At 38.2% G+C, this 22,365-nt stretch carries 22 protein-coding genes; 12 read left to right on the top strand and 10 right to left on the bottom strand.

The window, feature by feature from the left end; all coding sequences use genetic code 11:
- Positions 1–642 carry a hypothetical protein gene (locus ACZ9AO_RS03060; RefSeq protein WP_202187122.1) on the bottom strand — a complete coding sequence of 214 codons (642 nt, stop codon included), beginning with the start codon at positions 640–642 and terminating at the stop codon, positions 1–3.
- A 110-nt stretch (positions 643–752) separates the two neighbouring features.
- Here ACZ9AO_RS03060 and ACZ9AO_RS03055 point away from each other — a divergent pair, with 110 nt between their 5' ends.
- Together ACZ9AO_RS03055 and ACZ9AO_RS03050 are read left to right on the top strand one after the other, a co-directional pair.
- Entirely contained in the window at positions 753–2,159 is a 1,407-nt protein-coding gene (locus ACZ9AO_RS03055) for an FAD-binding oxidoreductase (protein WP_251539547.1), read from the top strand.
- Positions 2,156–3,487: a (Fe-S)-binding protein gene (locus tag ACZ9AO_RS03050; protein ID WP_251539546.1), complete on the top strand. Its 1,332-nt coding sequence runs from the start codon at positions 2,156–2,158 to the stop codon at positions 3,485–3,487. The genes ACZ9AO_RS03055 and ACZ9AO_RS03050 overlap by 4 nt, the downstream gene beginning before the upstream one ends.
- 222 nt (positions 3,488–3,709) lie before the next feature.
- Here the strand turns inward: ACZ9AO_RS03050 and ACZ9AO_RS03045 are convergent, their stop codons facing one another.
- Positions 3,710–4,339 (bottom strand): homoserine/threonine efflux transporter, encoded by a 630-nt coding sequence (locus ACZ9AO_RS03045; protein ID WP_251539545.1) that lies wholly within the window; start codon positions 4,337–4,339, stop codon positions 3,710–3,712.
- A gap of 139 nt (positions 4,340–4,478) precedes the next feature.
- On the opposite strand from ACZ9AO_RS03045, the gene ACZ9AO_RS03040 reads away from it, so the two are divergent.
- The 6 genes from ACZ9AO_RS03040 (at position 4,479) to ACZ9AO_RS03015 (ending at position 11,149) form a co-directional block, all read left to right on the top strand.
- The gene (locus ACZ9AO_RS03040; protein WP_048684436.1) at positions 4,479–5,306 is read left to right on the top strand and encodes a TrmB family transcriptional regulator; all 828 of its coding nucleotides are present in this window, start codon (positions 4,479–4,481) and stop codon (positions 5,304–5,306) included.
- A 277-nt stretch (positions 5,307–5,583) separates the two neighbouring features.
- Positions 5,584–6,039, top strand: a complete 456-nt coding sequence (locus ACZ9AO_RS03035; RefSeq protein WP_063594967.1) for a HEAT repeat domain-containing protein — start codon at positions 5,584–5,586, stop codon at positions 6,037–6,039.
- A 173-nt stretch (positions 6,040–6,212) separates the two neighbouring features.
- Complete coding sequence (locus ACZ9AO_RS03030) at positions 6,213–7,031, top strand: methyltransferase domain-containing protein (RefSeq protein WP_476108434.1); 819 nt, start codon at positions 6,213–6,215, stop codon at positions 7,029–7,031.
- Between the two features lie 668 nt (positions 7,032–7,699).
- Positions 7,700–8,395 (top strand): GntR family transcriptional regulator, encoded by a 696-nt coding sequence (locus tag ACZ9AO_RS03025; protein ID WP_476108433.1) that lies wholly within the window; start codon positions 7,700–7,702, stop codon positions 8,393–8,395.
- Positions 8,388–9,305: a DMT family transporter gene (locus ACZ9AO_RS03020; protein ID WP_476108432.1), complete on the top strand. Its 918-nt coding sequence runs from the start codon at positions 8,388–8,390 to the stop codon at positions 9,303–9,305. Before ACZ9AO_RS03025 ends, ACZ9AO_RS03020 begins: the two co-directional genes overlap by 8 nt.
- Positions 9,306–9,820: 515 nt before the next feature.
- The gene (locus ACZ9AO_RS03015) at positions 9,821–11,149 is read left to right on the top strand and encodes a 6-phospho-beta-glucosidase (RefSeq protein ID WP_476108431.1); all 1,329 of its coding nucleotides are present in this window, start codon (positions 9,821–9,823) and stop codon (positions 11,147–11,149) included.
- 162 nt (positions 11,150–11,311) lie between these two features.
- Here the strand turns inward: ACZ9AO_RS03015 and ACZ9AO_RS03010 are convergent, their stop codons facing one another.
- From ACZ9AO_RS03010 to ACZ9AO_RS02995, 4 genes are all read right to left on the bottom strand, one after another.
- A complete protein-coding gene (locus ACZ9AO_RS03010) occupies positions 11,312–12,052 on the bottom strand; it encodes an SDR family oxidoreductase (protein ID WP_476108430.1) in 741 nt (246 codons plus the stop codon).
- A 24-nt stretch (positions 12,053–12,076) separates the two neighbouring features.
- On the bottom strand, positions 12,077–12,466 hold the full coding sequence (locus tag ACZ9AO_RS03005) for a cupin domain-containing protein (RefSeq protein WP_476108484.1): 390 nt from the start codon (positions 12,464–12,466) through the stop codon (positions 12,077–12,079).
- A 97-nt stretch (positions 12,467–12,563) separates the two neighbouring features.
- Complete coding sequence (locus ACZ9AO_RS03000; RefSeq protein ID WP_476108429.1) at positions 12,564–12,977, bottom strand: MerR family transcriptional regulator; 414 nt, start codon at positions 12,975–12,977, stop codon at positions 12,564–12,566.
- 566 nt (positions 12,978–13,543) lie between these two features.
- Positions 13,544–13,915 (bottom strand): cyclic-phosphate processing receiver domain-containing protein, encoded by a 372-nt coding sequence (locus ACZ9AO_RS02995; RefSeq protein ID WP_057277645.1) that lies wholly within the window; start codon positions 13,913–13,915, stop codon positions 13,544–13,546.
- A gap of 300 nt (positions 13,916–14,215) precedes the next feature.
- On the opposite strand from ACZ9AO_RS02995, the gene ACZ9AO_RS02990 reads away from it, so the two are divergent.
- Positions 14,216–14,395 (top strand): hypothetical protein, encoded by a 180-nt coding sequence (locus tag ACZ9AO_RS02990; RefSeq protein ID WP_251539533.1) that lies wholly within the window; start codon positions 14,216–14,218, stop codon positions 14,393–14,395.
- 188 nt (positions 14,396–14,583) lie between these two features.
- On the opposite strand, the gene ACZ9AO_RS02985 is transcribed toward ACZ9AO_RS02990, so the two are convergent.
- Positions 14,584–15,369: a FadR/GntR family transcriptional regulator gene (locus tag ACZ9AO_RS02985; protein ID WP_476108428.1), complete on the bottom strand. Its 786-nt coding sequence runs from the start codon at positions 15,367–15,369 to the stop codon at positions 14,584–14,586.
- A 531-nt stretch (positions 15,370–15,900) separates the two neighbouring features.
- Here ACZ9AO_RS02985 and ACZ9AO_RS02980 point away from each other — a divergent pair.
- Positions 15,901–17,289, top strand: coding sequence for an FAD-binding oxidoreductase (locus tag ACZ9AO_RS02980; protein WP_476108427.1), 1,389 nt, complete (start codon positions 15,901–15,903; stop codon positions 17,287–17,289).
- A 4-nt stretch (positions 17,290–17,293) separates the two neighbouring features.
- Positions 17,294–18,268: a bile acid:sodium symporter family protein gene (locus ACZ9AO_RS02975; protein WP_251539526.1), complete on the top strand. Its 975-nt coding sequence runs from the start codon at positions 17,294–17,296 to the stop codon at positions 18,266–18,268.
- A gap of 95 nt (positions 18,269–18,363) precedes the next feature.
- Here ACZ9AO_RS02975 and ACZ9AO_RS02970 read toward each other — a convergent pair whose 3' ends face one another.
- Positions 18,364–19,395 carry an acyltransferase gene (locus ACZ9AO_RS02970; RefSeq protein WP_476108426.1) on the bottom strand — a complete coding sequence of 344 codons (1,032 nt, stop codon included), beginning with the start codon at positions 19,393–19,395 and terminating at the stop codon, positions 18,364–18,366.
- A 764-nt stretch (positions 19,396–20,159) separates the two neighbouring features.
- On the opposite strand from ACZ9AO_RS02970, the gene ACZ9AO_RS02965 reads away from it, so the two are divergent.
- Entirely contained in the window at positions 20,160–20,801 is a 642-nt protein-coding gene (locus tag ACZ9AO_RS02965; RefSeq protein ID WP_476108425.1) for a glycosyltransferase, read from the top strand.
- 562 nt (positions 20,802–21,363) lie between these two features.
- On the opposite strand, the gene ACZ9AO_RS02960 is transcribed toward ACZ9AO_RS02965, so the two are convergent.
- Both ACZ9AO_RS02960 and ACZ9AO_RS02955 read right to left on the bottom strand, forming a co-directional pair.
- A complete protein-coding gene (locus tag ACZ9AO_RS02960; RefSeq protein ID WP_476108424.1) occupies positions 21,364–21,804 on the bottom strand; it encodes a hypothetical protein in 441 nt (146 codons plus the stop codon).
- A gap of 324 nt (positions 21,805–22,128) precedes the next feature.
- Positions 22,129–22,329: a hypothetical protein gene (locus ACZ9AO_RS02955; protein ID WP_251539523.1), complete on the bottom strand. Its 201-nt coding sequence runs from the start codon at positions 22,327–22,329 to the stop codon at positions 22,129–22,131.
- Between the last annotated feature and the right edge of the window lie 36 nt (positions 22,330–22,365).

Below are 22,365 nucleotides of genomic sequence, written 5' to 3'. Positions count from 1 at the left end.
TCATGTGTACATTCCATTCAAATGGGCCAAACACCTTTTCGCAGCCAATAACGGCGCCGTTAGGACAGGGACAGAGGGATTAACCTGCTTTGCGATATGTTCCATACTATATTGTGAAAGCAAAATCACGTCTGTCTTTCCATCCAATTGTTCCACCATCTTTTTAACCCGATCGTCATGTTCCTTTCTTTTTCCTTGTGATAATAAATGGATGATTCCGGGATCGACCAATGACTCGATCATACAGTCCGGTTTCTTATTTAATAAGTAATTTTGAAGGGCGATCGGCGTTTCTTTTACGGTAGAAACCAGGCCAATGCGAGTATAGCGAAGAGCTTCATCAAGCATGGCCTCATCTGAACGAAATAACTTTACAGAGTATAAAGGTTGTAAAATTGCAGTGATGTCATTAAAGGCAGAACAAGTAAGTTGGATGCATGAAACATCAGAATCATAGGCGATATTCACTAATGCAGAAAAGCGGCGGATGATTTCAGGAGTTAACTTGCCGCTCTTTTCCATCAAGGAGAGAAGAGACGTGTCCATGAAATGAAGGAGTTCAATGTTCGGTGCAACGGTCTGAAAGGCAATTTCAATTGGTTTTAGTGCAGTTGTGGTTGCATGAATCAGTGCGATTTTCAAAAAAAAACCTCCTTTTCTTTCATCATTATATCTAGCAGAATCTTAAAATTCCATTATATTACATACGGATAGACCTTTTCCAATTTCTATTAAGAAAGGAAGTGAGAAGCATGGAGAAAGAAGCCCTGGTCGATCTTCGACAGGTAATTCCAGGTGACAGAATGTTTCTTGATTTGGCAGAAAGGTATTGTTATAGCTACGACGCTTCTTTTGGGGAATATTTACCCGAAATCGTCATCCAGCCAAAAAACGCGGAGGAAATCAGTGAAGTGGTTAAATTGGCTAATACTCACAAAATACCTGTTTACCCTAGAGGATCTGGAACTTCGCTAAGCGGCGGCCCTTTACCTGTTAAAGGGGGGATGGTTCTTGATATGACCCTTTTGCGGGATAAATTGATCATTGATCGGGAAAATATGCTTGCCATAGTCTCTCCAGGTGTGATTACGGCTGATATTCATAAAAAGGCTGAAGAAGCCGGCTTATTCTATCCGCCCGATCCAAGCAGCTCCAATGTAGCCACTATTGGCGGGAATCTATTAGAAAACTCCAGCGGGCCAAAGGGATTGAAATATGGAACGACAAAAGAATATGTGATAGGCCTGGAGGTGGTCACCCCAACGGGAGAAATCATTCGTACTGGTGGAAAGACCGTAAAAAATGTAACAGGGTATGATTTGACCCGATTGATCGTGGGATCGGAAGGTACTTTGGGCATTGTTACAGAAGCAATCATCCGCTTAATACCAAAACCTCAATCTAAACAAACATTTGTCGCCCACTTCAATCATTTGATAGACTCTGGTCATGCCATTACCAGCATTTTATCGTCAGGAATTCTACCATCTGCCCTGGAATTGATGGATAATGCGTGCATCCGTGCTGTTGAAAGCTACCGTCCTTCCGGATTGCCTCTTCAGGCAGAAGCCATTTTGATCATAGAAATAGATGGACACCCATTGGCGATTGAGGAAGAAATCAATAAATGCGCCGATATATGCAGGGCAGAGGGTGCTTCCTACGTCAAGATAGCAGAGACAGAGGAGGAACGACAAACGATTTGGAGTGCGCGTAAATTGGTTTCCCCTGCCATTACACAAATGGGTCCTACAAAAATTTCTGAAGACGCGACCGTTCCACGCAGTCAAATACCGGCAATGATGGAGAGATTAAACAATATCCGGGAGAAATACGGGTTGAATTTGGTTGTATTCGGTCATGCAGGGGATGGAAATTTACATCCGAACATCATTACCGATAAAAGAAATATTACGGAAATGAAAAAAGTGGAGCTTGCTGTCAGTGAAATTTTTGAAGCAGCAATCGAATTAGGCGGAACACTTTCCGGGGAACATGGAATCGGTACTTTAAAGTCACCATATATGGAAATGGAATTAGGAATAACCGGAGTGAATATGATGAAAAAAATTAAAGAAGCATGGGATCCCAATAATATCCTGAATCCTGGGAAGATTTTTCCTGATAAGGGACAGACAAGGGTCGTGTTGGTTACATGAATCTACCCGCCAAAACGAATGAGTCAAATGCTGCGGTCCAAAATTTATATTCAGATGCCTATGATTGGACAAACCAATGCGTAAAATGCGGATACTGTTTACCGGCATGCCCTACATATGAATCAATGGGTGTGGAATCCGCCTCTCCACGCGGTCGTATCAATCTAGTGAAAATGGCAGCCGAAGGAAAAATAGATTTCCAAAAAGATTTAGCTGAACCAATCGACTTATGCTTAGGCTGTCGTGCTTGTGAAACAGCATGTCCTGTTGGTGTGCCATACGGACATATACTGGAAGCGGCAAAAGAAGCCATTGAAAACTCCCCGTCAGCAAACAAAAAAAACAAAATGACAAGAATCAAAAAACTGGCATTGGTTCATCTTTTTCCATATCCAAAACGAATGAACAGGATTGGAAGTGCAGTGCAACTCTATCAAAAAACAGGCTTATCCAAGCTTATCCGTTCATCAAAAGTATTGCAGAAGGTTTCCCCTGCCCTTGCACATTTAGAACAGGCACTTCCAGACATCGAGACTTCCTCCAAACGTATCCGGCCAGGTACGCTTATGCCGGCAAAAGGGGAAACGAAATTAAAAGTGGCATTTTTTACTGGATGCATCATGGATTCCATGATGTCACGAATAAACCGTCTTTCCATTGAGCTGCTTACCTTAGCAGGATGTGAGGTCATTCTCCCTGAAAATCAGAATTGCTGCGGTGCTCTGCATTCCCATCAAGGTGAAACAAAACAAGCGAAAGCATTGGCAAAGAGGAATATCCAAGCCTTCATGCAAACGGATGCTGATGTAATCGTAAATAACGCAGGAGGCTGCGGTGCTTCGCTTCTTGAATATGGACATCTATTAGCAGAGGATCAAGAATGGGCTGCGGCGGCAAAGTCTTTCTCGGAAAAATCAAAAGATATCAGTCAAATACTTCATCAATTGGGGCCGCTACCCTTCACTGAAGAATGGCAAGGCACCGTTTCCTATCAAGATTCATGTCATTTGCGCAATGTTCAAAAGGTCCAAAAGGAACCTCGTTTATTATTGCAATCCATACCAGGCGTTTCCTATGTCGAAATGGAAGGGTTTGACCGTTGCTGTGCATCTGGAGGCATTTACAATCTTCTCCACTTTGATGAATCCATGAAAATTCTTGATGAGAAAATGAAAAATCTTTACGAAACGAAAGCAACTACCATTGTTACGGTTAACCCAGGATGCCAAATGCAAATGAGCATTGGCATCCAAAGGAAGGGAGCGGCAAACCAAATGAAAAGTTTGCACCTTGTTGAAATACTCGCCAAAGCTTGCGGCTTGGATTGACAAAAAGAAATACTTCAAACTTCATAGGACATTACTCGTCAGTATTTCCTGCACTTATGGGAAAATACTGACGTTTTTGTTTTAAATGATGAAGGCGGAAAAACCTTTGCAGTCAATAATGCAGTGCCATATGTGAAAAAATATCGGTGAGGTTCGTAAATGAAAAAAACCGTTCAATTATCTGAACGGATGGAATCAAATTAAATGTGTTAGTAAATGAATTTAAATTCCTGTTTTTATCCCAAAACCGATTAAAATTACGCCAGTTGATTTTTGGAATGCTTTCTGGAATTTGGAATTGTTCATCCACTTTTTTGCGTAATCAATTAGATAAACAAGAAATAGAAACCACAGTACAGCTAGCAAGGTTAAGATGAAGGCTAATATAATCAATTGCTGGTTTACATTTCCGTTCAAATTGATAAATTGCGGCATGATTGTTATATAAACTAAAACGGTCTTTGGATTAAGAATATTATTAAGTAATGCTTGCATGAAGGAATCTTTATTGTGCCGGTTTGAATACTTCGCAGGTGTATTTGCTTGTGCTTGGATTTCTTTTAAGGAAAAAACGCTTTTAGCAAAAAAACTTTTTATTCCTAAGTAAATTAAGTAGGCGGCTCCCAAATATTTGATTGTACTGAAAAGAATCACAGACTTTGCAATGACAACAGATAGTCCAAGAATGGCTATAAGCGTCCAAAAAGTAAGTCCCGTTGCCATTCCGAAAACGGTATAACGTCCCGCTTTCGGACCATGGCTAAGTGTGTTTTTCACTAAGAGCATTGTATCTGCTCCCGGTATAATAACCATCATTGCCACTATTGATATGTATGTAAGTAAGCTGTCCATACTAATTCCCCCTCTCACTTTTATAGTGGTTACTAAAGTAACTACTTAATAAGTATATTAGATGAAAATGGAAAACGTCAACAATTTTTGCTAAAATATTAGTTACAAAGGTAGCAACTACGGTTGTGTTGGAGGGTTTATGAAAGAAAACATTTTAGAAACATTAAAAAATCTGAATTTCACCGAATATGAAGCGAAAGCATATCTTGCCTTATTGGAAGAATCGCCATTAACAGGCTATGCAGTAGCAAAAAATTCCGGTGTACCACGTTCAAGAATATATGAAATTCTGGATAGTCTCGCCATACGCGGAGATATTCTGGTTAGTCCTGGAAACACACCACAGTATACTCCTGTTCCTGCAAAGGAGCTAATAAAAAACCGTCGGATGAAAGCGGAAGAGAATTTTGAACGGGCAGAAAAATCATTAGCGGAGTTCGAACGATCTGCAAATGATCGTGAAAATATCTGGAATATCATGGGGCGCAATGAAATACTCGATAAGGTAAAAGCTTGTATATTATCTGCTAAAAAAAGAATACTCTTAGAGATTTGGGAAGACGAATTCGATGAATTAGAACCTGAACTAAGACAGGCCGCAAATAGTGGGGTCAATGTAACAATTATTGCCTACGGGGAAATCGTCTGTGATTTTGCAAATGTTTACCTCCATTATATGGGTTATGAAATTACAGAAGAGTATGGTGGACGATGGCTTGTTATCAGTGGAGATGATTCAGAAGTTGTCGCAGGTATAGTCTCTCTTGGTAAAGATAGCCGTGCAGCATGGACCATGCATGTAGGTTTAGTGATGCCCATTACAGAAGTCATGATTCATGATTTGTATCTCATGGAAATCATGGAGAAACATAGGGAACTTTTAGAAGAAAGTTTTGGTGTAAACCTCGTCAATTTACGGAAAAAATTTTCTATTCATCCAGATAATAAAAAACATTACGTGGACTAGATTTGTACATGTTCAATAATAAAAGCATCCTACAAAGTGGCATGAATCCAGGCAGGATTTATGCCTTTTAAAGTTGAAGTTGATAGGCGCAGGTAAATTGAAGACAAACAAAGCATCTCGTCCCCGGAACCCGGGTGATTGACGATACGGCAGATAAATTTAACTATATTAAAATATGGAAAAGGGTATAATAAAGAATGGAATAAGCCATTTTGGTAATGGGATTATCATTTCGGATTACATGTTTGATATCCGGATCACTAAGACAGAAGGAGAAATGATTCATTTGAATAACAAGGAGACAAAGGGTATCGAGCTACCTGCCAACTATGAGGAATTAAAAAAATCTGCCAATCGAAAATCTAATTGGAGAGAACGTTTAGATGCAATCGAAGAATTAGGTCAAGCAAAAAATAAACAAGTAATCGACATTCTCACACATATCATGAATAATGATTCTGTATATAAAGTTCAAGAGGCAGCCTACCGTCAATTGAAAAGTTTAGGCGAAGATGTGCAATTGCCAGCAAGGAAAAAGGGTGAGTTGATCAAAGGTTTGACCAAAATCTTAGTGAGGATCAAGAAGAGTTTACCTGAAAATCACACATATCACGAATTCAAAGACAAACTCCAGAAGATGAGAATGGATATATATGATACATATGAGGGTGAAAAAGGAGCAGACTTTGATAAATGGCTTGAAAATACGTGGTCAGCTTTATCGAAAAGATAAAAGTATATAGAAAAATACGCAATATGGATACAGGAGCAAAGTTTTTGCTCCTTTTTCTTATGTGTAAAACAAAGTTTTAGCTATGGTATGCTAATATATTTAAAGGAGGAAGTATTTGGCTGTTTGCTTTATTTTGAAAACCGATAACTACATACGAATTCAGGGGAGACAAGATGACAGATTATATTGAACTTTGGAAACATGCAATGACAGATCATACAGGGAAGATACCTAACAGGCTAAAAGATGATGCTGCAGAAGAAGCTTTTTGGGCTTCTAAGGTTGCAGCGAAAAAACAACATAAAGCGGACCCTTATGCAAAAATTGTGCAGCAAGAGTTATTGGCATTATTAAAACAGGATGATCATGTTTTGGAAATCGGCCCTGGATGGGGCAATTATACATTTGATATTGCAAAAAAAGTCAGGAAGCTAACTTGTATAGATAGTTCCAAAAGCATTATCAGCTTTTTGGAATCCCAGGCAAACGAAAAAGGTTTCGAAAACATGGAGTTAATTCATGATAAGTGGGAAAGTGATAACAAAAAAGTCAAATATGATGTAGTATTTGGTTTTAATTGTTATTACCGAATGAGTGAAATCGGTCATACCTTATTAAAAATGAATGATTCTGCAGCTCGTTTAGCGATAGTAGGTATGACAACCGGACCAGAAAAACCTCATTATATGGAATTGAAGCAACGAGGATATACGATTAATTTAAGAAGACGGGATTACATACACATCTTGAATGTTTTGTATCAACTTGGAATACTGGCGGACTGTAAGATCGTTAAATTGAAAAGTAAAAAAATCTATTCCACCTATGAAGAAGTGATCCGAGATAATACAACAAAAATTCTTGATGAACATTTTTCCTATGATGAAGTAAAAACGATCCTAAATAAATATGTGGTGGAAAAAGAAGGAGTTTTCGAATACGAATATCCGTTTCATGCAGCTTTGATGTATTGGAATCCAAGGTTAAATTAACAATTTTAGTACCTTTTTCTCTGGCCCTTCAGGAAAAAGGTATTTTTTCTGTCGGATATTCGCAAAATAATAGTAAGGCTACAAAAAATGATGAAAAAACGGAGTGTGAATGATAAATGAAAGAAATATCCGAAAAGAGATTTTGTGAAACTTGTAAAAAAGAGACAGTTCATACAGTAACCGAAGATGCATTGGAAATAGAATATTCATGTAATGAATGCGGTAAGCACCAAGATATTTTCAAGACATTTTTTTAGAAACACAAACTTCACTTGAAAATAATCAGTAAAGTGAAGAAGTATCCAGTTCATTCACCAAAACTATCCAATATTTGTTAGTTCCGAAAGCGATAAACTACACATGCCGTTAGTCTCAATCTAGTGTACTAAGAATTTTAAAATACATACAATGGTATACAAAAAAATAGAACTTTATTTTTAATCAGTGAATCGTTGTAAATCTAAAGCACGAGGACTCATGGTAGAAGGATTACTTTCATCATCGTAAAGAAGTGTTTTTACTATGGAAGGATTCCCTTTTATTATGTGAAAAGATGCTTGATGTTTTATTAAAGGACCCAGATTTAAATTTTCTATAATTTCTTCCAACGGTATGCAATATGTGATATATTGCATATTATATATCTGTATTTTAAGGAGTTATAGCCGTTGAAGCATTCAAATTATTCACAAAAAATTAAACGTACGTCTGTACGTGAAGAAGCATACATGATATTGCGGGATTGGATTGTCCAGGGGATCCTGACGCCAGGTCAACAATTACGCGACAAAGAATTAGCCGAACAATTGGGAGTAAGCAGAACCCCTATTAGAGAAGCACTTTTAAGGCTTGAGGATGAGGGATTTGTCGAGACCAAGCCGAGCCGTTCAACTATTGTTTCCCCTATTCGATTCGAAGGGGTATTAAACATATATTCCATTGTTTGGACACTGGAAAAGCTGGCTATGGAACAGGCTTTTGATTTCATTGAAGAAAGACACTTAATGGAGATGGAATCCATCAATCATGAAGTGAAAAACGCAATCGACGAGGGGAATCAAATAGTGGCCGTCCAGAAAGATAATGACTTTCATTCCATTTACATCAATCTTTCAACAAATGATGAGTTGAAGCGGCTTCTATCGGGACTCAAACAAAAACTTATACGAATGGAACTGTTTTATTTCAATCAGGTAAGTGATGTTCACTTTTCCGTTGATGAGCATGATCAAATCATACAGGCAATTAGGGGTGGAAGTCTCACTATGGTGCTTAAGGAGATAGAAAAGAATTGGAAAGAAAGTTACTTTAGAATTCAAGCCCATACGGAACGTGTAATAAGTGGGGAAGAAAAAAATGAATAATGATACTTTAGTTGCTATATCACCTTCAAGAAATAAAGGGATTGCACTGGTACTGACTGGGGCTGCGTTATGGGGAGTGTCAGGAACGGCAGCTCAATATCTATTTCAGCAGCAAGGTTTCAGTCCTGAGTGGCTTACTGTTGTACGCTTGTTGCTTTCTGGAATCATCTTATTGGGGGTCGCTTATAAGAATGAAAGATTGAAAGTTTTTGAGATTTGGAAAACTAAAAATGATACGCTTCAAATTATCATGTTTGCCATTCTGGGAATGCTCGCTGTTCAATACACATATTTTGCAGCAATTGAACATGGCAACGCAGCCACTGCCACTGTCCTTCAATACTTGGCCCCGGCACTGATCACTTGTTATTTAGCCATTCGTTCCAAACGTTTTCCAAGCATTACGGTGAGCGTAGCTGTGATCATAGCGATTTTAGGCACTTTTTTGCTTGTGACGGGAGGAAGCATACGTACACTCTCCATTTCCGGGTGGGCAGTATTTTGGGGAGTAACATCAGCCTTTGCCTTGGCATTCTATACATTGCAGCCTTTTAAACTCCTTTCAAGATGGGGTTCAATGATTGTTGTGGGTTGGGGCATGTTGATTGGAGGCATATGCTTTAGCATGATCCATCCCCCATGGGAATTTGAAGGCAAATGGACGTTATCTTCATTTTCAGCGGTTTTATTCATCATCATTTTCGGTACGATCATTGCTTTATATTTTTATTTGGAAAGTACAAAATTCATATCTGCTTCAGAGGTAAGTTTATTGGCTTCCGTTGAGCCATTATCCGCAACCTTAATATCCGTTTTCTGGTTGAATGTAACGTTCGGTTTTGCCGAGTGGCTTGGCACACTCTGCATTATAAGCACCATTACGATACTATCCATCGTAAAAAACAAGTAATGTCATTGTAAACCTGGGAAAATCTGCTGTAGTTATTTTTACTTGGCGATAAAAAACCATAGTCTACCCTGTAAGGGGATAATCGAACATTAACGAAAGCTTAATTAGCATGAGTTATATCCATACACTTCTTTAAAAAAGCAATTACACTACATGTGAATTGCTTTTTTTGTATCTTACGAGTTTTACGTATACTTAATCCATTCAAAAGTCGTTAATTAGACTGTTCAACTTATACAGCAACACTAATAGCCTATGTATGTCAACTAATAAAAGGAGAAATGGCATGGAAACCGAAATATAAATACGAGTATGGAAAATGAAAATGAGACTTTGGTCGTTAACTGACACTCAAAAGGAGATTTTATATTTTTACTAGAGAAGCCATTGCATCTTTTAATGAATTGCACGCTGAGGATCAAATGATGAGTGCTGAGACGATAAATGACCTAGTTGCGGAAATGATTAGAATGTACCGGGAAATGAGACAAAAATAAGAATGGTGGGGTGTCATTTTGAAGAATGGGATAAAAATCGTGACAATAGGCGGCGGTTCCAGTTACACGCCGGAACTGATTGAAGGTTTTATCAAACGGTATGATGAACTTCCAGTAAGTGAAATCTGGCTTGTAGACATAAATAAAGGGAATCAAAAATTGGAGATCGTCGGAAACCTTGCCAGGAGAATGGTTGAAAAGGCAGGTCTGCCAATTGACATTCACCTTACGCTAAACCGGCGCGAAGCACTGAAAGATGCAGATTTTGTAACGACCCAATTCAGGGTCGGATTACTTGATGCAAGAGCAAAGGATGAAAGGATTCCGTTAAAATATGATGTAATCGGACAAGAGACAAATGGGCCTGGCGGTCTCTTTAAAGGACTTCGGACCATACCGGTCATCCTGGAAATCTGCAGGGATATGGAGGAGCTTTGCCCGGATGCCTGGCTTGTGAACTTCACCAACCCTGCTGGTATGGTTACGGAGGCAGTCTTACGATATAGCAATATCAAAAAGGTTGTGGGTTTATGCAACGTTCCCATTGGGATGAGAATGGGCATTGCAAAAGCTTTGGGTGTAGATCCAGACAGGGTTCAAGTCGATTTTGCAGGATTAAATCATATGGTATTCGGACTTGATGTTTATGTGGACGGAAAAAGCGTGAAGGATAAAGTAATAAATGCGCTCGGGAATCCGGAAAATGAAATGACGATGAAAAACATTGCGGGCTTTGCCTGGGATCGTGATTTCATTAAAGGAATGGGCATTATTCCTTGCGGATACCATCGTTATTATTACAAGACCGATGAAATGCTTGCCGAAGAAAAGGAATCCTCAGCAACAAATGGGACGAGGGCTGAGGTCGTTCAACAACTGGAAAAAGACCTATTTGAATTGTATAGGGATCCTGAATTGAATGTTAAACCGACTCAACTAGAAAAGCGCGGTGGAGCGTATTACAGCGAAGCGGCCTGCAGTCTCATCAATTCGATTTACAATGATAAGCGGGATATTCAGCCAGTAAATACACGTAATAACGGAGCGATAGCGAGTATTCCAGATGAATCAGCCATTGAAATTAACTGTGTAATCACCAAAGAAGGGCCAAGACCAATCGCCATAGGCGACCTGCCTGTAGCAGTCCGGGGGTTGGTCCAGCAAATTAAATCATTTGAAAGAATGGCTGCTGAAGCGGCTGTCACAGGAGATTATCATAAAGCTTTGGTAGCGATGACCATAAACCCTTTGGTACCATCAGACACCATCGCCAAAAAAATGCTGGATGAAATGCTCGAAGCGCATAAAGAAGACCTGCCGCAATTTTTCAATGAAGTGAAATCATGAATTAATTCAATGAATACAGAATGGGCTTATTAAATAGCAATTGATTTTAAGACTAAATAGATCACAGCCTGTTCGATTCCAATCAGGCTGTGATCTATTTTATTAACCTGCGTCTTATTCTATCTGTTATTGGAATGTTCCCAGTGAGAAAACTTTTATCGATTAAGGCTGTTGTCGAGATGGTCTTACAATAAACTCATTAACGGTAACATCTTCAGGTTGATTCAAAGCAAACAGAATCGTTTCCGCTATACGGCCAGGACTAATCGCAAAAGCATCGTATAATTCTTCGAACGGACCTTTCAAGTCTGTATCTGTAATAGTTTGCGTTAATTCTGTTGCGATAGCTCCTGGAGAAACAATCGACACCCGAACATTACTTCCAGCCACGGCTTCCTCTTGACGTAACGTTTCACTAATCATATTTACCGCTGCTTTCGTTGCGCTATAAACAGCTCCACCAACATTAATTCCATGCGCTGCAATAGAGGAAATGTTAATGATGTGCCCTGCACATTGTTTACGCATTTGCGGTAAGGATGTAGCGATTCCGTTCAAGACACCTTTAATATTCACATCAATCATTTGATTCCATTCGTCGGTGTGTAATTTATCCAGGGTCGATTGCGGCATTACGCCTGCATTATTCATCCAAGCATCTATCCGTCCAAATGTATTCAAAGCCAGTTTTCCGAGGGCTTGAACATCTTCTAATGAAGTAACATCCGTCACTGCGTAAACACAATTTCGGCCGATGCTTTCCTTAAGTTCTTTTAATCTATCATCGCGGCGTGCTCCTAAAACAACTTTTGCACCATTTGCAGCTAACAATTTTGCAGTTGCTTCCCCAATACCACTAGATGCACCAGTAATTACAACAACTTTGCCTTCTATATTTGCCATTTTCTCATCCTCCAAATAAAAATTTTATAATTGTTGATAATATTCTTCAGACACGGGTTCTAACCAACTAGTTTCGCCTGGAGTTAAAGCAAGATGGACAAACCAACTGTCTTTCACAGCACCATGCCAATGTTTTACATCTGCAGGGATATTTACAATATCCCCAGCCTTTAGAAGTTGTCCTGGTTTACCTTCTTCCTGATACCAACCTTCACCGGCAGTCACTAACAGGATTTGCACTGCTGCATGAGTGTGCCAGTTATTGCGGGCACCAGGCTCGAATGTTACATTTCCGATTGGTGCATTCAAAGCTGAATCAGTTAAAAGCATTTCCAAGTATGCTGTTCCAAAGAAGTATTCATTTTCAATCGGTTCGCCAATTGGAAAAATTGCGTTTTTTTCAATAGATGCTATTTTTATCATTGTTAGATCATCCTCCTAGTCTTGTAAAACAACTATTTCGCTACATGATTGCCCATTTTTGAAACGATGTTCATTCTTTTCATTTACTTCAATTTCCTTTTTTCTTTTGATCAACGAAAGTATCAAATAAATCCTTATCCTGATGTTCGTTTAATAATTTCTGGTATTTTGAAATTTTATGATTCATCAGTTCAAGATTCTCTTCGTAAAACTTCAGTTGTGCTGCAACCTCGTCTCGATGCTTTACCAAGATTTCCATCAATTCTTGTGCATGTTTGTCACCATTTTCATCTTTACGCATTAAGGTATACTTCTTAATATCAACAAGGGCCATTCCTGTATTTTTCATATGGAGGATGAATCCGAGCCATTCTCTATCCTCTTCAGAATAAATACGATTCTTTCCTTTACGCAATGGTACTACTAAACCTTCTTTTTCATAATAACGAAGCGTATGTTCACTAACACCCAATAGTTTAGAGAGTTCTCCAATTCGATACATGATTGATCACCTCCGTCATTACTCATACCACTTTACAACTTAGAGTCAACTCTAGGTCAAGCATTAAATTTATTGTTTACATCAGGAGGCAGCTAATGCAAAAAACCACAAAGGATAACTGTTGACAAAGCCTCAAAAAAGGAAAAATCATCACAGAAAATTGAAAGATCTAGGTGGCTAGAAATGTCTTAAGAAACCGCCAAAATATTTATTAGGCGATAGGGCAGGAGGGAGGATACTAATTTTAAAATACATATTTCATATGTGCGAAACGTTATGTGAACCAGGTATGAACTTCTGCTTGTCGGTACAATGCTATGGAAGTTGCACAGCCTGAAGGAAAAAGTAATTCGATGATCAATAACACTGGAAATAGTTCACTCTCTTTCCATGGAAAAGGGGTAAGTTGTTCACATGCGGATGATGGCAAAGTGTGCAATGAAAGATATTCAATCTCTTATACAAAGTAGAAATACAAAAAGAGCAACTCGGATTAAAGTTGCCCTTTCGATTTACTATTTATCTAACAAAAAGAATGGTGAAATGTAATTGAGATTGAGAAGGGGTTACCGTATATCTATATAATGTTGCAGAACCTTTGACGGGAAGAATTTGAGGGGCAATGGTCGTAAGGATACGATAATGGCAGGGGGCATAGTTAAATTCCGTTGTGCTTGCTTTAAACAGTTGTACATCGCTTTACCGCCAACTGAATTGGCAGAGTGAATAGTAATGCGATTAGCAAATAGTTTTTCTTTCACCATCTCTTGAACAAGCATAAAACCATTCCTGGTTTTATTTAATAAATCATGGTCTAAAGAGAGATGTTCAATATCAAAGTTTTGCAATAGCTCTAAACATTCGTCAATAGTCTCGACTAACACATAGCCATCGGGTGCTTTCCGATAGTCATCCAAAAAAACGCTGATTTTCTCCATTTCCTTCACTCCTTTGCTTATGCAAGTGTGACTAAGAAAAGTCAATTAAAACCAAGAAAATATGGTTTTATCTATTAAGTCTAACACAACAAGGGAAGAAGGGGGCATATTCGACGTTTAATACTACTATACGACAGCCTTTTTAGATCGTCGTGCTACTTCAACTAACGGACCTTTACTATAAGAAGGAACTGTTACCGAGCAATCCCTTGTGAAATATAGTGCAAAACATCCACTTATAAGTTAACGATTGTAATAATTTGGGTAAAAGGTAATATCTTAATTAAAAGGAGAAGTGATATGTTACATCCAGACGAGATTTACCTTATATTAAGGGACAAAACGCAGCTGTTGGAGTTAAAGGAACAAATTAATGACTATCATATTTCCTACTTATCAATGATTAATGAACAGCTTTCATTGATTGATAATGCTCTAAAAGTATGTAACGTTGATTCCTTCACTATGTCAAAAGGATAAAAACAACATTTACTTAATATAGGGGATCAATTTTTTAACAATAATAAACCAGCTTAGCGCCCTCTGATAAAGGCGCTTTTTTATTGGGAAAAGTAGTGTCAATTAATAGGCCAAGGTTAAAAAATCACTTAGTTGATAATTTTAGAGGTGTAATTCCATATTGGGTTAATCATATTGCAAGCTGAACTTTATTTTTCACCTACAGCATTGTGAGGCTTGTCTTTTTCATTTGGATAAGCAGCAATTTTTACTTCTCCAATGCTTTCAAGTGTAGCCGCAGCCATCTGCTCTCTAATGCGAATGATATGGGCATTCATTAGTTGCTTGGCTTTGTCCGCGTCCTTTAATGCGATGGAATAGTAGATTTCTTTATGTTCTTGAAGCGTTTCTTGAAAATGACCTGGTTTTGCGAAACGATGCCGTCTGGTGGCACGAATCGTATTTTTCATTTGGTCACTTAGAGTATGAACCAATCCAGCATATATGGAATTATTTGTGGCTTGTGCAATACTATGGTGAAAAAGCAGATCTGCTCGCAAGCCTAATTCTTCATCATGTTCCGAACGTGCCATTTCTTCTAGAGCTTTAAGGATATTTTGTAAATCAAGAGAGTTTGCTCTCTGCGCAGCAAGAAAAGCACACTCCGTTTCAATTACTCGACGGACTTCAAGCATTTCATAGACCATGTTGTCCTCAGCCTTGATGATTGAGGTGGTTAGCTGTTCGATCAGTGATTGAACATCAGATTGTCTGATAAATGTTCCATCACCTGGTCTAATCTCAATGACTCCGTTAATCTCCAATACTCGAAGGGCTTCCCTGATTGATGTTCGACTCACTTTAAAACGGTTGGATAATTCGCGTTCAGGCGGTAATTTATCTCCAGGTTTCAATTCACCGCTAATAAAAGATTCCTTAATCTGATTGAAGATGATTTCGTACACTTTGGGAGATTTAACTGGTATTGAATCCATTACTTTCTTCACATCCTTCCATGACAACCCTTACAACATGCTGGTACGACTATTAGTGAAATCATTCTAACAAGCATTCATTTATGAAGCAAGGGGATAATCCGCAATATTAAAATTAAAATAAATAACTGTTCAAAAAATCTGATATTTTAATTGGTTAGACCAATATTGTAAAAATATTATGGTCTAGATTCAGTCAAATTACGTTCACATGGCTATTAAAGGTCATTTGGGTTTTTGTTATAAGGATGGAAAATTAACTATAAATATTGAGAATAAAGCATATTTTTATGGAGAAATGTATAAAACGGATAATTGTTGAAAAAGTCAAAAAATTTAGTATAATGAAAATTGGTTAGACCAATTATCCGATAAATGGAAGCGGTATCGTATAAAGCCATTTAAGGAGGGGGAAACCATCTCTTGATACTCAGTTGAAGAATAGAAGAAGAAACTAAATATTGGTATAGGTACGACTAAAGTTTTTGATATGACAAAAACGGATGCTATAGCAGAAAGAAGGAGAATAGAATGGAAGCGGCTAGTGTAAATTTAATCAACGATTTAAAGCAAATCCTTTCGGAAAGTCAAGTAACGGAAAACCAGACAGTAAGAGAATTGCATGCCAGAGATGAATCCTATCATGCTGTAAGTCTTCCTGATATTGTTGTATTTCCGGAAACAGCACAGCAAGTCAGTGAAGTTGTGAAATTGGCAAATAAGTACAAAATCCCGATGGTTCCTTTTGGGTTGGGATCAAGCCTCGAGGGACATGTCATACCATACAACCATGGCATAACAATTGATTTTTCACTAATGAATAAAATCCTGGAAGTGCGTGAAAACGATTTTCTCGTAAAAGTTCAGCCTGGCGTAACGCGTTCGCAACTAAACAAAGAATTGAAAAAATACGGTTTGTTTTTTTCCGTTGACCCGGGAGCTGATGCTACTCTTGGCGGAATGGCGGCAACAAATGCCAGTGGAACGACATCAGTTAAATATGGTGTGATGCGTGATCAAGTCCGTGATCTTGAAGTGGTACTTGCAGATGGTTCGATTATACATACTGGCAATTTGGCCGCTAAATCGTCATCAGGCTACCATCTAAACGGCCTTTTTGTTGGATCAGAGGGAACGCTTGGCTGCTTTACGGAATTGACGTTAAGAGTTTACGGAATTCCTGAGCACGTTATGGCGGCAAGAGCATCATTTCCGACATTGACCCATGCGGTGGAAGCTGTTGTAAGCATTTTGCAGTCAGGTGTTCCAATAGCAAGGGTGGAACTTGTCGATGAACCATCAATGAAACAGGTTAACCTTTATAGTGATACAAGCTATAACGAAGCACCTACACTATTTTTGGAGTTTCATGGTAATGAAGCCGGGTTGAAACATGACGTAGAGTTCACTAAAGAAATAGTAGCTGAACATAATTGTTACGATATTGAATTTGAAACAGATAATGCTGCCAGGAACCGCCTATGGGAAGCTCGCCATAATCTTGCCTATGCTTATATTCAAGGCTATCCTGGGAAAAAACTGATGGTGACTGATGTCTGCCTTCCTATTTCAGAGCTGTCCGGTGCCATTCACCATGCAAGGGAAGCAGTTGATTTCCTGGGCCTTACCGGTGGGATCGTCGGCCATGTAGGCGATGGAAACTATCACGTACTCTTAATGATTGATAACAATAATCAAGAAGAGATTAAAAGAGCTGAACAGCTAAATGAAAAAATTGTCCTGTATGCCCTTGAACGTAAGGGAACATGTACTGGCGAACATGGTGTTGGGGTCGGTAAACAAAAATATCAGGAAAAAGAACATGGGAACTCACTGATTGTGATGGAAAAAATCAAATTAGCCCTTGATCCCGATAATTTATTAAATCCAAATAAAATATTAATGCTAGAAAGAGTGTGATGGAATGAAAGTATTAGAAGCATTAAGCGCAGTAGCCGGAAAATATTTTGCTGTTTGGGTTATCTTAATATCCGTCATTGCCTTTATTTTTCCTGAGCCATTTTTGGGATTGGGGGGATTTATTACAATATTGCTTGGCGTTGTCATGTTTGGAATGGGGCTCACGTTGAAGGCAGTTGATTTTAAAATCATCATTACTAAACCACTGCCCGTGATAATTGGAGTTTGCGCCCAGTTTATAATTATGCCATCTGTAGCATTCCTTATTGCTAAACTCATGAATTTACCAGCCGAATTAGCTGCAGGTCTGGTATTGCTTGGCTGTGTACCAGGCGGAACAGCCTCTAACGTGATGGTATATCTTGCAAAAGGGAATGTACCTTTATCGATAGCTATGACTTCGGTATCAACTTTACTTGCCCCAATCATGACACCACTGCTTCTGCTTTTGCTGGCAGGACAATGGATGCCGGTTGATTTTTTTGATATGTTTAAGTCCATTGTACAAGTCATCCTTCTTCCGATTGTTTTAGGATTGGCCATTAAGCGGTTTTTCCCAGTAGCAGTTGAAAAAAGCTTGACCGTTTTACCACTTATTTCGGTAGCAGCCATCATAACTATTGTAAGCGCAGTAGTCTCAGGCAACGCAGCTAGCATTGCTTCTTCCGGGTTCCTTATTTTTACTGCCGTGATGCTTCATAACGGATTTGGGCTACTTTTTGGTTACTTAGCAGCAAAAGTGCTTGGACTTGATGAAGTGAATAGAAGAGCGATTTCGATTGAAGTGGGCATGCAGAACTCCGGGTTAGGTGTTGCGCTTGCCACTGCACATTTCGGCCCGCTGGCAGCCCTTCCAAGCGTCCTGGCTGCTGCATGGCACAACATATCCGGACCAATTCTCGCGACTTACTGGTCAAAAAAACATGCTGGCGACAGTATAGAGAAAGCGCCAGTTCATCCGGTGGAGACCAAGCTTTAATTATATGTAATAGAAAAAGAGATCCCATGCTCCCAGCAGGGATTTTTTTGCTGTCTACAAAATCCCTGCACTTAAGTAAGGGTTTTAACTTTCCACTAATTGCTTGTTACCATTTTGCTTAAACACCTTTTGAAATATTGAAGTAGGTCATAAGAAATGTAAGACATCGTAATTATAAGGAGAGTCTCAAATAGTTTTAAGAAAAGATTGTCAGATATATGATCCAGCCTTAGTGCCGATATAATTAAATCAAAAATATCGATGAAGACTACATGAACAATGTATATACCTAGAGCTCTTCCTCCAACTTTAGTAATGAACAAATCCTTCCCCAATGTTTTATTATTTAATGCAAATAAAAAAAGAAATGCAGTTAAACAGATAGTAGAAATAAAATATTCCCCATGACTTCCCGACAATATCTTTTCTAATAAGTATCCTTCTACCACTTGGATAATAAAGAAGATTAAAATTAATGATAAATTGGTTTTGGCTGTTATTGCTCCCGACTTTTTAAAGAATTTATCATCCGCAAAGAAGAATCCCAAAGTTGTATAAAAAAGACCAATGAATAAAGCATCCCGTGTACTCAGAGGAAGATCATAGAACACCGAATAAGATTGTCCGAAAAGACCTAACAGGTTGAATATTAAGCTAATGGTTAAAAGAAGCCTTGCTTTTTTTAACTTAAAAAAACCGAATAGAATGATAACACTCCAAATTAATGCGGTTAAAAACCACAATTGGTATCCGCTAGTCCCAGTTCCGTAATATATAAGGTCAAGAAAAGAAAAATGATTAATGTATTGCGCAAATTCCTTTGGTACATCGGTAGCATCTTTATAAAGAATTAGAACATCAAACATCATATAAAAGAAGAGCCAGCACAAATACAGTTTCAAGATTTTTATAATATACCTTTTAAAATAATCAAAGGAATCCCTTTTATGGATCATCTTTTGACCGAACAAATAACCAGATGCAGTAAAGAAGAATGGCACCGCAAACCTTGAGAAGTTATCGAGAATAAATAGACCAATTTGACTATCCCTCGGGAACACATGAATGACTACAACAGATAATATGGCAAAAAATTTAATAAAGTCAATCGCGTTATTTCTTTCCATTTGTTCACCCTTTTCATAACACTTTTACTATCGTTGGTTATTCCCTATATTATGTACACCAAAGAAAAATTTATTTTTTTCTTTCTGAACCCAATTACGAGATACTGTAAGATTTAATTAATGAAAAGCTAATCGTTCAGGAGGGTGGACTGTTTGTAGTAGTAGCTTCACTATACAGATAGTAATCAAATGAATGCCTATGTTCTGTTAATCTGGGCCTTACAGAAGAAACCCCTGTAATCAAAGCCTTTTGACTAAGGGAAATGTGGGGACTTTCTGATTGCAACTTGCAAATCGCAACTTGCAAATTGGTATTTAATTATCATTGCTTGAAGCACTGCACACATGCTGGATCATAAGTCCTGCTGATATTAAAAACATTTAATTTTTGCCTCTAAAAGAATGCTTAATAGTCTTGGTAAGACAATGGGATGAAGGGGGAGGAGGCGTTCTTATTTTCTACTTTCTCTATTAACTTGCTCCCATATTAAATTCACTAATTCTTTGCGTCTCATTCCTGAATTTTCAAGTAATTTAAACATTAATTCATCATATTTAAAGCACCAATGCGACGTAGTTGTGTCTGTGGATTAATATCATGATTGATGACCTGATTTTATACAAAACAGCTTACATTGGACGATATGAGTCCATCTAATTCCAATTTAATATAAACATGGTAAGTACGAGCAATTTTATGCATATAAAAATCGCATATATCAATAATAAAAAGGAACTTTTTAACTTTGGGAGGAGATGGTTTTATGAAAAAATTATTGTTGATGGGATTTATTTTATTATTTCCTCTAAACATGGTGGCCGGAACGACTAGCGCATACGCTAAGCCACAGGTACAACGTATTAGCCAATCTGAGGTAAACTTCGAAAATGAATTCAGGAGACTTTGGATTGATCATGTATTTTGGACAAGTAATTATATAACAAGTGCAACCACCGCTGGAGCGGAGGATCAAACACAGGTACTGGCTAGACTTCTAAAGAATCAGGAGGATATTGGTAATGCTGTAAAGCCAGTATACGGAGAGAAAGCTGGTAACAAACTTACGGATCTGCTTAAGGAGCATATTGTTATTGCGGGAAAGATTGTAGATGCGGCTAAAAGTGGAAATGATGCCTTGGTGAAACAGCTAAACAAAGAATGGTATAGAAATGCTGATGAAATTGCAGCCTTCCTTAGCGGTGCCAACCCCCATTTAAAAAATGAAGATCTAAAAAATTTCCTGTACATGCACCTGAAATTAGTGACAAATGATTTATCTGCAAGCTTAGCAAAAGAATGGAACGCTAGAATCATTGCAATTGACGAAGGGGTCACACATATAATCTTAATGGCAGATACTATCTCTGCGGGAGTTATAAAGCAGTTTCCGGATAAGTTTAAATAATAATCTTAAGAATCCTCCAGCATTCTGTTGGAGGATTCTTTCATGTTGAGAAAGGAATTGATTATGTTTATATAACTGGTTCAATCAAATGCGCGCTGGTTGCGTAACTGCATTACACTGAACTGCACGGTTACTTTAAGAACATTCCTTCACAACCTCTTTTATAAAAGAGATTTCTTTAGCATCATGCCAGTGCATTATGAACGCTTTAATGACAACTGAAGAAAGGTAAATTTCACTTTTCGAATTATTAAGGGTATGGGGATATTTCTCATTAGTTAATAATCAGTGGAGTAGAAGCTAAAACAAATAATAAAGTAGAGTGATTAACGACACAAAAGTGTTGTTTTTCATTCGATTAACAAAAATACAAATTTAATCCAAAGACAGCAGGTTTGTTTTTGTGTCACTAAATTAATAAACAAATCTACTGTCTTTTTCTAATTTTTTGACATTATGACTCCACTAGTGTGTAACCAAAAACACCACGTTCAGTAAATCGGAAAAAGCCCACAACATTTAGGTTAGGGCTCTTCTTGCTCCTATTTAATGACTTTGGCAGCTAGTTGGCGATTTTTGTGACTACTAATGATGGATACCTATATGTTACATTGGCAGATGCTGTAATGACTCTAATGCTTAGCCTATCGTTTGCGGATAAACGACGTTGGATTGTTCTTCCTATCGTGTTTCTAGTTTCAACTTGCGATGGTTGACCGCCTGGACCGCCTGTAATACGATTAAAGGATTCAAAAGTACTTTCAAGAACCGGGGTTGTGTCATTGATGAATAACCTGAACTGCACTTCGGTATTAAACGTCAAGTTAGAAGCATTAATCAATCTAGCTGTTAAATCCATGCTAATCTCATATACCCCAGCAGTCAGAACCTCAATATCAGTATAAGGTCCAAGACCAGGAGGAAAAGGAGCTGTTCCTAATAACGGTCCAGGAGTTGTGAAAACAACCTTCTGCCCCAGAGTAGGGGGATTTAACGTAGACACTGTGACAAAATTTCCAGACGGATCGTACAATGATCCATAAGCCAAAGCACCCCCTGGTCCTGGGGGTCCAGTTTCTCCCTGAGGTCCTGGAGGTCCTGGAAGTCCTTGAAATCCTTGAGGTCCTTGAGGTCCTTGAGGTCCCCGAGGACCTTGTTCACAATCCTTACATTTTTTATGATCGTTTTTATTAAGGAAATCATTGTTTTTATTAAGGAAATCATCTTTTTTATTAAAGAAATCATCTTTTTTACACTTATAGGTCGTGTCAACAAATCTACGACCTTAAATTGGCTTATCTATTTTACTCACCCTTTTTCTCATTGTTCACTTTCCGAAAAGTCGAGCAATGAAGCTTTTTTTTGTTTTTTCCACTTCTCTTTCTGCTTTAATAGTTCCTATTTCCTCTTTAGCAGAGGATACAAGGGGTCCTATACGTTTTACAGTAAGTGACAGAGATCTATAAGAAACACTTCCACTCACATTTTGAATAAACACAAACACTTTTTCTCCTGCATTTAATTCCACTTGGACGGTCTTACCTATAGTGTTAAACCATGAAGG

This window comes from Peribacillus sp. TE19612, from assembly GCF_056279465.1.
This window is presented reverse-complemented; position numbering and strand designations above follow the sequence as displayed.